Here is a 12,110-nt window from a genome sequence, read left to right as displayed (position 1 = left end):
GCACAGGGGACGTTTCACTGGGCGGCGATCCGGCCTAGATTGCTGGCATGCCTGTGACCTTCAGCCATGACGCCTGAACCCCACCCCAGCGTTGCGCAACTGCTCGCCTTTTATCTGGAGGCCGGGGTCGATTGCGCATTGATGGATGAGCCGGTGAACCGGCTGTCCGACGACCTCCCGCCGCCTGCCCGGGAGCTGTCCGACAGCGCGCCGAAGCGACCACCTCTGAATGGCATACCACCTCCGCCGCCGCGACCACCCGCCCGTGTCGAGGTCGCCCCGGACGTGGCGATTGCCGCCGCCCGGGACGCCGCGCGCACCGCGCCCTCGCTCGAGGTGCTGCGTGGCATGCTGGATACATTCGACGGCTGCGCCCTGAAATCGACCGCGACCCAACTGGTGTTTGCCGACGGCAATCCGCAGGCACGGATCATGTTCGTCGGCGAGGCGCCGGGCCGCGACGAGGACATCGAAGGCCTGCCCTTCGTTGGCCGCTCCGGCAAATTGCTCGATCTGATGATGGGGGCGATCGGGCTGAAGCGCACCGACGTCTATATCGCCAATGTGATTCCATGGCGCCCGCCGGGCAACCGCACGCCGACGCCGCAGGAGACGCAGATCTGCCTGCCGTTCATCCAGCGCCAGATCGAGCTGGTGAATCCGGACATCCTCGTGACGCTGGGCAATCCCTCGACGCAGACGCTGCTGCAGACCCGCGACGGCATCATGAAGTCCAGGGGACGCTGGGTCGACTACGACACCGGCACCCGCAAGATCAAAGCGCTGGCGACGTTCCACCCCGCCTATTTGCTGCGCTCGCCGTCTTATAAGCGGATGACCTGGATGGATTTGCGATCGATCGCCAAGGCGCTGGAAGCGCCATCGGGCAGGACCAGCTAGCAAAGGCGTTGGTCTAGGGCGCCTTCGGCCGGACGATCGCCCAGCCAATTCGCAGCAAGGGCTGCCGGCCATTCACCAGACGCTCAAATGCGCGCGGCACTTCCGGCACGAGGTTGGGAAAGCGCTGCGCGATCTCCGCGGGCGGCGTGCCGATCGTATCTGCTGCGCGCCACACGACGACGCCGCCGGTCTCGGCGAACTTCGCGGGCGTGACCCATGGCGTGCGCGAAGGCACTGCATCGTTCAGCAGATGCGGCCGTGACGCGCTCATGCCGATCAATGCGGCGAGTTGCGCATCGCCGGCCACCGCCGGCAATAGCTTATTGGTCCGGCGCTCGAAGCTCTCACCGAAGAAGCGTCCGATCTCGCGCGCGGGAAGCGCTGTGACATCCTCGGGACCATCGACCCAAGGCAAAATCACGAGGCTGGCGAAAGCTGCCAGTGCCGGTGCAATGATCGCAAAGGCCCAGACCTTGCGCAGCACGCGCTGGCGCCGCAGCGCGATCAGATCGCCCGACGCCACGACGACGGCCAGACCCGACGTGACCAGCGCAATACCGGCGCCGCCGACCACGCGATCGAGGCCGTAGAGCGCAGCGAACAGGCTGCCGAGAAGCCCCGGTACGAGCGCGAAGAAAAACACATAGCCACGCGCCAGCGGATCGACCGGCGGGCGGAAGATGATAGGAGCTTCCTCGGTCTTCGGAACGATGCGGCCCCAGTTCATCACCGTGAGTACGATCACGCCCGTGATGGCCGCAACCAACCAGGCGATCAGGACACCCCACTGCCGCGCCTTTCCGCCGAGATCATCCAGGTGCGGCAGCGCCGGCAGCACGGGCGCGCCGGCCCGGATCACCCACATCGCCCATGGCAATGTCAGCACAGCGATTACCAGCAGCGCATAGAGCGGATCGAACGAAGCAAGGTTACGCCTGCCGCGCGATGTCGCGAGACCGAAGATGAGTGGCAGCGGCAGCAGCCACATCGCATGGGGCGTGGTCAGCAGCAGCAGGCCGGCCTCGATGGACAGCGCGAACCAGGCATTGCGACGGCCCTGCCCGATTGCCAGCCAGGCATGCAGCAGGAACATCGCCCAGAGCGGACGCGCCAGGATCAGCGGACCGAATTCGATGCCGGGCGTGCTGAAGGCCGTAACCGTCATGGTGAGCAGCACGGCGATGACCGCCTGCGGCCCGCCGACGATGGCGCTGCCCAGCTGATAGACCGCACGGAACGTCAGGACGGCGCAGATCTGCGCTAGCAGATAGACGCCGAAGACGTGATTGCCGGCGGCCCGGAAGGCGATGTCGGCCAGCCAGAACGCCAGCGGCGGTCCCATATGGGTGCCGACCTGATATTCCCGGCCATAGGCCAGCACGGTGGCGAGATCGCCGGGCGGGCCGCGATAGAGCAGCAGGGGGACGACGAGCCAGATTGCGGCCTGACACAGCACGACGATCCAGAACACCAGCCGCGGCCGGGCACGGATCAGTTCGACGATCAGGGAGGTGAAACGCATTGAACGTCTGAACCGGCCAGCAGGGAATGAAGCGTGCTCAGGTGATACGGCGCGGAGCCGGGAGAGGCAACCGCCCGAGGGCTCAGGCGGAAATCTCGATGTCGAGGATAGCCTGGGTCTCGATCGGGGCTGCCGCACGGGCGCTCGCCTGATGGCGCGCACGCGCCGCAGCCACCGGCGCGAACAGGCTGCGATGATGAATGCTAGGCCCCAATTCATTCAGCGCGGCCATATGCTGCGGCACGCCATAACCCTTGTGCACCTCGAAGCCGTAACCCGGGCAATCCTCGGCCAGCCGGCACATCAACCGGTCGCGCGACACCTTGGCGATGATCGAGGCTGCTGCGATGGACAACACCAGCGCGTCGCCGCCAATGACGGCCTCGCAATCGGCCGTCGTGTCGATCCGGTCGCGGCCGTCGACAAACACGTGCTTCGGCGCATCCGGCAGCGCCGCGACCGCGCGCGCCAGCGCCCAGAGCGACGCCCGCAGGATATTGTCGCGGTCGATCCGGCCGGGTGATGCATAGGCGACGCCGAATGACGCCGTAGCGCAGATTTCCTCGAACAGCGCCTCGCGCTTGCTCTCCGTCAGTTTCTTGGAATCGTCGAGCCCCTTGGGAATGTTGTTCGGGTCCAGAACGACCGCCGCAGCCACGACGGGACCGGCCAGCGGACCTCTGCCGGCCTCATCGCAGCCCGCTACCGGCCAAATGCCCTTCTTGAGCAGTGCGCGCTCACGCGTGAAGCTCGGCGCGACCACGATCTTGCGCAGCTTGGCCGGCGCTTTCTTCTTCTCATCCCGAATCATCGGGGGATCGTGCTGAAGCAGCCCCTACAGCGCAACCGGGAACTCGGGATCGTGCCCGCTATTCAGGTCGGGGCTTCAATCGTCAATCGTCCAGATGCACCCGCCGGTCGTCACCAACTTCAATGCCCGGTGCCGTCACCACGTCCCAAGCGTGCCCGTCCGGGTCCGCAAAGTAGCCCGAATAGCCACCGTAATCGGTCTTTCGCGCCGGCTTCAATAGCGATCCACCACAATCGACGGCGAAAGCGAGGACCGCATCGACCTCGCCTTCGGAGCGGCAATTCCACGCCAGCGTGCTGCCGCGAAACGCCTGCGGCCTTGGATGGTCAGGCAATGTCGCGTCCTGCGCCAGTTGATCCCACGGAAACAGCGCGAGGACGCTGGCCCGGTGTCGAAAAAGGCGATGGCATCGCCTGACGCCCTGGCCTTGCGGGCAAAGCCGAGCTCCTCATAGAACGCGATGCTCTTGCGCATATCCTGAACGCCGAGCGTGATGACGGTCATGCGTGGCACCAACGGGGTCTGTTGTTTGGCTGTCATGTCTTCACCTTCATTCACTCAACGCAAAAAGCGGAGAAAGGATCACCGGCTGGCTCTGGTTTCCGGCCGATGACCCTTCCTCCGAGGCGACTCCCCAGTTTGCGAGACCGTAAGGAGTTAGAACAGATTCAATTGCTTACCAGCACCGGCAGGCTTCTCGAAATGATCGAGGGTGAGCTTCGAACGACGTTTGTTGAGACCGAGCTTGCCGCAGGCGATTTCGAAGCGCCGCCCGATCATCCAGGCCATCGGCCCGGTCCCCTTCATGCGCGTGCCCCATTGCGAGTCGTAATCGCGGCCACCGCGCATTTCGCGGATCAGCGTGAAGACGTGGCGATAGCGGTCCGGATAATTCGCGATCAGCCATTCGCGAAACAGATCGCGCACTTCCATCGGCAGCCGCAGCAAAACGTAACTGGCTTCCTTGACGCCGGCATGCGCGGCGGCATCGAGAATGCGCTCGATCTCGCTGTCGTTCAGCGCGGGGATCACCGGCGCCACCATCACCGTGGTCGGAATGCCAGCCTCGGATAGCTGCCGCAAAGCTTCCAGCCGCTTCGACGGCGTCGAAGCGCGCGGCTCCATGGTGCGCGCGAGCTTAGGATCGAGCGACGTCACCGACAGCGCCACTTTGACCAGATTGCGCTTCGCCATCCGCGCCAGGATATCGATGTCGCGCGTCACCAAGGCAGACTTCGTCACGATGCCGACGGGATGACCAGTCTTCTCCAGCACTTCGAGAATGCCACGCATCACCTGACGCTCGCGCTCGATCGGCTGATACGGATCGGTATTGGTACCGATCGCGATCATCTTCGGCTCGTATTCGGCGGCGGCCAGCTCCTTCTCGAGCAGCGCCGGCGCATCGGGCTTCACGAACAGTTTGGATTCGAAATCGAGCCCGGGCGAGAGACCGAGATAGGCGTGGGTCGGCCGCGCGAAACAATAGACGCAGCCATGCTCGCAGCCACGATAGGGATTGATCGAACGGTCGAAGCCGATATCCGGCGACTCGTTGCGCGTGATGACCTTGCGCGCGGTGTCCGTCGCAACGGTCGTCTTGAACGGCGGCAATTCATCGAGGCTCTGCCAGCCGTCATCAAATGCGACCCGGGCCTCGGCCTCGTAGCGCCCGCTGTCGTTGGACTGGGCACCGCGGCCGCGCCGCCGCTGCTTGTCGATCGCCACCGCGATCTCGGGAAAAGGGGAAAGCGCACCCGCCGGCTTATCGGAGGGCGCCGGGACCGGCGGGTGCTTGAGGGCAGCGATCTGGCGACTCATGAAGCCACGATAGCGCACAAATGGAACAAAGCAAGAACATAAATAGGGTGGCACACGGCCGGGGCACTGTGCATTCTCCCGCCGCCTTGCAGGGGCGGCCGAAAGTCGAACCGCCCCGAAATTGCAGCAGCCGCCGGTGCCGCATAGACTATGACGAAACGATAACGCGGCCACCCCGTTGTTGAGAGGTATTATCCGACACCCATGCTGAGCGTGATCATCCCCACCGAAGGCGTCGAACAGCCCGCTGTTGCCACACTGGCAGCGCTGGTGCCGGGCGCTGCTGCCGGAGTGATCCGCGAAGTGCTGCTGGTCGATCGCGCCGGCACAGACGTCATCGAACGCGTCGCGGATGTCGCCGGCTGCGGCTTCCTGACCTCGCAAGGATCGCGCGCCGCGGCGATGGCCGCCGGCGCCAAGCAGGCGCGTTCGCCCTGGCTGATGTTTCTGCATGCCGGTGCCGTGCTCGATGCCGGCTGGATCGAGGAGACCCAGCAATTCATCCAGCGCGTCTCGACCAGCGAGCGCCCCCGCGCGGGCATTTTCCGCTATGCGCGCTCGCCCTATGACGAGACCAATTTTCGCGATGGTCTGAAGCACCTGGTCCGGATGATCACAGGCCCCAAGGCCGATCAGGGCCTGCTGATCGCCCGCGAACACTATGATCGTCTCGGCGGCTACGCACCCGATGCCCGGCGTTCCGAAGCGCGGCTGCTGCGCCAGCTCGGCCGCTCCTCACGCACATTGCTACGCAGCCGGATCATCGTCGCCTGATCATGGCCGTCCAAGCCCCCGATGCCGTTCAGCCTGCAGTGCTACGCGATCTCCAGCCTGGCGATATCGACTGGGTCATCCGCAGTCACGGCGAACTCTATGCGAGTGAATACGGGTTCGATGCATCCTTCAAGGCGCTGGTAGCCGACATCGCCGCAGAATTCGTCGCAACATGCGATGCCACGCGCGAACGCTGCTGGATCGCCGAGATGGATGGCGCGCCCGTCGGCTCGCTGTTTCTCGTGAAGGCATCCGACGACGTCGCCAAGTTTCGGCTCTTGCTGATCGATCCCAAGGCGCGCGGACAAAAGCTCGGCCAGCGCATGGTGACGGAATCCATCGCCTTCGCGCGGCAATGCGGTTATCGCAGGATCACGCTGTGGACCCAGAGCAATCTCGGCGCTGCGCGAAAAATCTATCAGGATGCCGGCTTCGCGCTGGTCGCCACCGAGCCGCATCGCAGTTTCGGGCAGGATTTGATCGGCGAGACCTGGGAGCTCGCGCTCTAGACCGACGCGCCCTTCGCCTTCGGGCGTCGCAGATGCTCATCGAGCCGCGGCATGATCTCCACGAAATTGCAGGGCCGCGTGCGGTAATCCAGTTGCGCGGCAAGGATGCCGTCCCAGCCATCGCGGCAGGCACCGGGCGAACCCGGCAGGCAGAAGATAAACGTCGCGCCGGCCGTGCCTGCCGTGGCGCGGCTCTGGATCGTCGAGGTGCCGATCTTGGCGTGACTCAGCATGTGAAACGCAATCGAGAAACCATCCATCCGCTTCTCGAACAGAGGCTCGATGGCTTCCGGCGTGACGTCGCGGCCGGTGAACCCCGTGCCGCCGGTCGTGATGATCGCGTCGACAGCGGGATCGGCGATCCATCCACGCACGATCGTCCGGATCGCCTCGACATCGTCAGTGACAATATCTCGCTTCGCCAGCGTGTGACCGGCCGATGTCAGCCGATCCGCCAGCGTCGCGCCGGACTTGTCGTCGTCAAGCGAGCGCGTATCGGAGATGGTCAGTACCGCAATGTTGAGCGGCACGAAGGCCTTGGTCGTGTCCGGCTCCATCGCTAAAGCCGATCCGTCGCAAATGTGTTGCAGGCCTGCACGGTGCCTTGCTGATAGCCAGTCATGAACCAGCGCTTGCGCTGTTCGGCAGAACCATGCGTGAAGGAATCCGGCACAACGCGGCCCTGTGCCTGACGTTGCAGCGTATCGTCGCCGATGGCGGACGCGGTCTGCAACGCGGCATCGATGTCACCGGCTTCGAGGAAACCGGGCCGCTTCTTCGATTCGCGATTGACCCAGACGCCCGACAGACAATCGGCCTGCAGTTCGACGCGAACCTGCAGCAGATTGGCCTCCGCCTTGCTGCCCGCCTGCTGCTGCAGCCGTGTCACGCGCGGAATGATCCCGAGCAGGTTCTGAATGTGATGGCCGGCTTCATGCGCAATGATATATGCCGCGGTAAATTTGCAGGCATTGCCGGAGCAGCCGCGAAATTTGGTTTCGACCTGACGGAAGAAGCCAGTGTCGAGATAGATCTTCTTGTCGGGCGGACAGTAGAACGGCCCCATCGCCGACTGCGCATTGCCGCAACGCCCGCCATTGGTGGCATTACGAAACAGCACGATCTGCGGCCCCGTATATTTCTGTCCGCTCTCCTTGAAGATTTCATCCCAGCGATCGTCGATCTCGCCGAGCACGCCCGAAATCATGCTGCCCATTTCATCGGTAGGCGCGCCTGATTTCGTCGGCGTCGAGCGCCGATCGGTCTGATAGGTCGGCGCCTGCTGGCCGCCGGTGAGAATTTCTGCACCGCCGATAAGAATGCGCGGATCGATGCCGAACGCCCAGCCAACGAGGCCAAGCACAATCACCGTGCCGATGCCGAGACCACCGCCACCGCCCGGAATTCCGAAACCACCGCCACCTCCGCCGCCATATCCGCCGCCGCTATCGTCACGACGGTCGTCGATATTGTCGCTGCGACGGAAGTCATCGTAACGCATGAGGTAATTCCTTCATTTCAAGTCGCAGCATTTTAGACCGGTTTGACGCGATCCGAACACCATAACGCAATTGCAGCGCAAAATTTCCATTCCATTAAGCATTAACCTGCCCGGCAAAACTTGCCTAGTTCGAACTCGTTACCAATTAAGTCGATTTTTACTTTGCCCGGTCAATGTCTGCCTGTCGGTTGTTTAGTCCCGCGTCGCCGACAGCGTCGCCTGAGTCAGAGTAATTGAGTCATGGTTGTTTCGCGTCGCGGGGCGTCTGCAAGGGCGCCCCGCTCTCACTTCGAAACCTCTCCGAGCAGCAGCATCGTCATTGGTGATTGCGTCGCAGAGATGTCAAAACTCCCGGCAGGGTCGGTCGATCTGGTGTTCGCAGATCCGCCGTACAATCTGCAGCTGAAGGGCGATCTCAAGCGCCCCGATGAATCCCATGTCGATGCGGTGAATAATGACTGGGACAAGTTCTCGTCATTCGCCGCATATGACGACTTCACGCGCGCGTGGCTCCTGGCCGCACGCCGTATCATGAAGCCGTCGGCGACCCTGTGGGTGATCGGCTCCTATCACAATATTTTCCGCGTCGGCGCGATCATGCAGGACCTCGGCTTCTGGGTCCTCAACGATATCGTGTGGCGCAAGTCCAACCCGATGCCGAATTTCCGCGGCCGTCGTTTCACCAATGCGCATGAGACCATGATCTGGGCCGCGCGCGATGAGAACGCCAAGGGCTATACGTTCAATTACGAAGCTCTCAAGGCCGCCAATGAAGACGTGCAGGCACGTTCCGACTGGCTGATCCCACTCTGCACCGGTGACGAACGCCTGAAGGGCAGCGACGGCAAGAAGGTTCACCCGACCCAGAAGCCGGAAGGCCTGCTGGCCCGCGTGCTGCTGTCATCGTCGAAACCCGGCGATCTCGTCATCGATCCGTTCAACGGCACCGGCACCACCGGCGCTGTCGCCAAGCGCCTCGGCCGCAACTACATCGGTTTCGAGCGTGACCGCGATTATGCCGCCGCTGCCGAAGCTCGCATCGCCGCGATCGAGCCGCTGCCCGAGGCAACACTGGCACCGTTCATGACCGCCCGCAGCGCACCGCGCGTGGCGTTCTCCGAACTGGTCGAGCGCGGCATGATCTCGCCCGGCACCAAGCTGGTCGATCTGAAGAAGCGCCATGGTGCATTGGTGCGCGCCGACGGCGCCATCATGTTCGGCGACAAGGTCGGTTCGATCCATCGCATGGGCGCGATGGCCCAGGGCTCCGCATCCTGCAATGGCTGGACGTTCTGGCACGTCGAGACCAAGAAGGGCCTGCGCCTGATCGACGAACTCCGCGCCGAAATCCGCAGCGAGATGGGCGCGGTCTAAAGTCCCCGCCCATGCCACCCGCCGGACGCATGCGCCCGGCCTTCGTCAAAACATCGCTTGCACTCCCCTTGAATTCCAAGCACGAGACGACGGTCCGCGCCCGCGGTCCTCGCCTCGTGCTTTGACGTACAAAATCCAGGGAGATTTGAAATGCTGAAGTTTTACTTCAATGGGTCGCCAAACCCGACCAAGGTCGCGCTGTTTCTGGAAGAAGCCGGCCTGGCCTATGAGCCGATCGCCATCGACACCCGCACGGGCGCGCAGTTCAATCAGGACTTCCTGAAGGTCAATCCGAACGGCAAGGTGCCGGCGATCGACGACGACGGCGTCAAGGTGTTCGACAGCAACGCCATCCTGCTCTACCTCGCCGAGAAGACCGGCAAATTCCTGCCCGCCAACACCCCGGCCAATCGCGGCGAGATGCTGTCCTGGCTGATGTTCGTCGCCACCGGCGTCGGTCCGTTTTTCGGCCAGGCCGTGCACTTCAAGCATTTCGCGCCCGAGAAGGTCGACTACGCGCATAACCGCTATCAGTTCGAGGCCAAACGCCATCTCGGCGTGCTCAATGACCGCATGGCGGGACGGCAATATATGGTCGGCGACGGCTACACGATCGTGGACATGGATGTTTGGGGCTGGGTGCGGATGACCAACTTCATCCTCGGTGACGAAGGCTTCGCCCAATTCCCCAATGTGAAGCGCCTGCATGATGAGATCTCGGCGCGCCCCGCCGCGGCGAAGGCTGTCGCGTTGAAGGACCAATTCAAGTTCAAGGCCGGGATGGACGACGAAGCCCGCGCCGCCATGTTCAAGCATCTCGCCACCAGCGCAGCCTGATCACGAACCATTCGACGAATGCCGAGCGCAACACTGCGCCCGGCATTTTTGTGTCAGGCAGGCACGCGTACCATCTCTTCGGGGAAAGGACCCAGCACCCGTTCCACCAGTGCCGTATCGCAATATTCCTTGATCATGGTGATCTTGCCGTTCTCGACACGCCACACCATGCAGTAGTCGTTGTCGTAACGATCACCCGTTTTGGTAACGTTGTCGCCCTTGGCCTCGACCACCACCAGATTGCCTTCCGCAATGAAATTGGACGCGACCGTGCGCGGTCGAATATCGAACAGCGACCTGAAATGTCCCATCAGGCCATTGAGGATCGCGTCCTTCCCCTTGAAGGTCCGTCCCCAGGAATACTGACCGACCACGATCCAGCATGCATCATCGGCGAGATGATCGGCGAAGGTGGAGCCGCTGCGGTTGGCTGAATCGCTATAGACCTGCTGAATAAGCTTCTTGTTGTCTGCCGTGCTCATTGTTCTGCTCCATCGCTTGAACCATGACGCAGTATGGGTTGGACAGTCCCCATTCTTCCAATCGATAGTCTGTATGATATATATTCGGCCCATGAATTTAGCCGCGCTCGATCTCAATCTGCTTGTCGCGCTCGATGCATTGCTGCTGGAAGGCAATGTCGGCCGAGCCGCGATGCGGATCGGCCTGTCGCAACCGGCGGCGAGCCACGCGCTGCGCAGGCTGCGTGACGTTCTCGGCGATCCCCTGCTCGTCCGCGTCGGCGCCCGCATGGAGCTGACGCCGCGCGCGCAGGCCCTGCGCGGTCCACTTGCCCAGACACTGGAGCAGGTGCGCGGACTGTTCATTCCGGATGTCTTCGATGCCCGCCAGAGCGACCGGCACTTTCGGCTGATGATGCCGGATCTGGCCGTCGAACTGCTGATGCCACCATTGATGAAGAAGCTCGACAGCATCGCGCCGGGCGTCCGGATCAACGTCGTGCCATGGCGCGGCCCGTCGATCATGACGGCGGAATTCGCCCGCAGCCTCGACATGGTGATCAGCATCGGTAACGCTTTCAACGGCTTCCATCGTCAGTTGCTCTATGTCGATTCCGACGCCCTCGCCGTCCGCAAGGGCCATCCGGCGGCGGCGCGCCTGAAGACCACCGAGGGATTTCTCAAAGCTCGCCATGTTGCCGTGGTGCTCCGAGGCCAGAGCGAAGATCTGATCGACGACTGGCTGCACAGCAAGAAGCTCGAGCGACGGATTGCCCTCGTCGTGCCGAGCTATATCGAGGCGCTGCATGTCGCCGCACGGACCGATCTCGTGGCCTTTGTGCCGCGACGCCTGATTGCCGCATTGGCTCAGCCGCTATCGCTCACGACAATTGCGCCGCCATTCGATCCCGGCAACGACGAGCAGTTCGTGTTCACGCCGACACGCGCGCAATTCGATTCCGGCTCGATCTGGCTCCGCAAGATCATGCTGGAAACCGGCCGCGAGCTCGATCCGCCAAAGCGCCGTACGGGCTGATACTGCGCTTCTCGGTCAAATTTGCCGGCAAAGCTTGCCGACAGGCAACGCCGTGCAGCAACACCAAATACCTAACCGCTTATGATTTCTGAATATTTCTGATGGCCTGATTTTTGCGTAGTGGGTCGCAAATATCTCGCAGCAAGAGAAATTCAGATGTCGAACTCCATCATCTCCACCATGCAGTCCTTCAAGCTCCCGAACAGGCTGCAGCCGTCCGACAAGGCCGAGAGCGGCCTCGGCAATGCAACAACGGCAGCAAAATCGCCGGAAGAGAAATTTCTCGACTACGCGAAAAAGACGCCGGCGGAAAAAATGCGCGACGCGCTGCTGTCGAGCATCGGCGTGACGGAAGAAGAACTGAAGAACATGTCGCCCGAACAACAGCGGGAGATCGAGCAGAAGATTGCCGACAAGATCAAGGAAGCCGTGAACAAGAAGACCGAGAATGGTGGAAGCGCCAGCGGTTTCTTCACCGATATCAGCGCCTGACAGGCACACCTTCACCGCCAAAGAAATTGGCGCCGCAGTGGCGCCAATTCCAGACCAATCGAAATAAGCGGA

General features: G+C 62.6%; 12 protein-coding genes and 2 pseudogenes. 7 read left to right on the top strand and 7 right to left on the bottom strand.

The annotated features are described in order from the left end of the window. Positions 1-66 precede the first annotated feature (66 nt). Entirely contained in the window at positions 67-900 is an 834-nt protein-coding gene (locus RSO67_RS22330) for a uracil-DNA glycosylase (protein ID WP_315840620.1), read from the top strand. Between the two features lie 13 nt (positions 901-913). Here the strand turns inward: RSO67_RS22330 and RSO67_RS22325 are convergent, their stop codons facing one another. The 4 genes and pseudogenes from RSO67_RS22325 to RSO67_RS22310 all read right to left on the bottom strand — a co-directional run bounded on the left by RSO67_RS22325 (position 914) and on the right by RSO67_RS22310 (position 5,054). Then, the gene (locus tag RSO67_RS22325; RefSeq protein ID WP_315840619.1) at positions 914-2,422 is read right to left on the bottom strand and encodes a glycosyltransferase family 39 protein; all 1,509 of its coding nucleotides are present in this window, start codon (positions 2,420-2,422) and stop codon (positions 914-916) included. A gap of 82 nt (positions 2,423-2,504) precedes the next feature. Next, positions 2,505-3,233, bottom strand: coding sequence for a ribonuclease HII (locus RSO67_RS22320; RefSeq protein ID WP_315840618.1), 729 nt, complete (start codon positions 3,231-3,233; stop codon positions 2,505-2,507). Positions 3,234-3,315: 82 nt separating this feature from the next. Beyond that, positions 3,316-3,773: pseudogene (locus tag RSO67_RS22315) on the bottom strand (VOC family protein). Between the two features lie 117 nt (positions 3,774-3,890). Beyond that, complete coding sequence (locus tag RSO67_RS22310) at positions 3,891-5,054, bottom strand: PA0069 family radical SAM protein (protein ID WP_315840617.1); 1,164 nt, start codon at positions 5,052-5,054, stop codon at positions 3,891-3,893. A 204-nt stretch (positions 5,055-5,258) separates the two neighbouring features. Here RSO67_RS22310 and RSO67_RS22305 point away from each other — a divergent pair, with 204 nt between their 5' ends. Together RSO67_RS22305 and RSO67_RS22300 are read left to right on the top strand one after the other, a co-directional pair. Further along, positions 5,259-5,828 carry a glycosyl transferase gene (locus tag RSO67_RS22305; protein ID WP_315840616.1) on the top strand — a complete coding sequence of 190 codons (570 nt, stop codon included), beginning with the start codon at positions 5,259-5,261 and terminating at the stop codon, positions 5,826-5,828. Further along, positions 5,825-6,337: pseudogene (locus tag RSO67_RS22300) on the top strand (GNAT family N-acetyltransferase); the annotation flags it as partial. The gene RSO67_RS22305 and the pseudogene RSO67_RS22300, both read left to right, overlap by 4 nt. On the opposite strand, the gene moaB reads toward RSO67_RS22300, so the two are convergent. Both moaB and RSO67_RS22290 read right to left on the bottom strand, forming a co-directional pair. After that, a complete protein-coding gene (moaB, locus tag RSO67_RS22295; protein WP_315840615.1) occupies positions 6,334-6,894 on the bottom strand; it encodes a molybdenum cofactor biosynthesis protein B in 561 nt (186 codons plus the stop codon). The pseudogene RSO67_RS22300 and the gene moaB sit on opposite strands and share 4 nt — an antisense overlap. 2 nt (positions 6,895-6,896) lie before the next feature. Beyond that, positions 6,897-7,838, bottom strand: a complete 942-nt coding sequence (locus RSO67_RS22290) for a neutral zinc metallopeptidase (protein WP_089262405.1) — start codon at positions 7,836-7,838, stop codon at positions 6,897-6,899. A gap of 240 nt (positions 7,839-8,078) precedes the next feature. On the opposite strand from RSO67_RS22290, the gene RSO67_RS22285 reads away from it, so the two are divergent. Together RSO67_RS22285 and RSO67_RS22280 are read left to right on the top strand one after the other, a co-directional pair. Next, positions 8,079-9,212 carry a site-specific DNA-methyltransferase gene (locus RSO67_RS22285; protein WP_093759553.1) on the top strand — a complete coding sequence of 378 codons (1,134 nt, stop codon included), beginning with the start codon at positions 8,079-8,081 and terminating at the stop codon, positions 9,210-9,212. 150 nt (positions 9,213-9,362) lie between these two features. Next, positions 9,363-10,049: a glutathione S-transferase family protein gene (locus RSO67_RS22280; RefSeq protein ID WP_315840614.1), complete on the top strand. Its 687-nt coding sequence runs from the start codon at positions 9,363-9,365 to the stop codon at positions 10,047-10,049. Between the two features lie 53 nt (positions 10,050-10,102). Here RSO67_RS22280 and RSO67_RS22275 read toward each other — a convergent pair whose 3' ends face one another. Continuing rightward, the gene (locus RSO67_RS22275) at positions 10,103-10,531 is read right to left on the bottom strand and encodes a nuclear transport factor 2 family protein (protein ID WP_315840613.1); all 429 of its coding nucleotides are present in this window, start codon (positions 10,529-10,531) and stop codon (positions 10,103-10,105) included. Between the two features lie 91 nt (positions 10,532-10,622). On the opposite strand from RSO67_RS22275, the gene RSO67_RS22270 reads away from it, so the two are divergent. Then, positions 10,623-11,546, top strand: coding sequence for a LysR family transcriptional regulator (locus RSO67_RS22270; protein WP_315840612.1), 924 nt, complete (start codon positions 10,623-10,625; stop codon positions 11,544-11,546). A 156-nt stretch (positions 11,547-11,702) separates the two neighbouring features. Next, complete coding sequence (locus tag RSO67_RS22265; RefSeq protein WP_315840611.1) at positions 11,703-12,038, top strand: hypothetical protein; 336 nt, start codon at positions 11,703-11,705, stop codon at positions 12,036-12,038. Positions 12,039-12,110: the final 72 nt, after the last annotated feature.

It is taken from the genome of Tardiphaga sp. 709, assembly GCF_032401055.1.
Lineage (GTDB): Bacteria > Pseudomonadota > Alphaproteobacteria > Rhizobiales > Xanthobacteraceae > Tardiphaga.
This window is presented reverse-complemented; position numbering and strand designations above follow the sequence as displayed.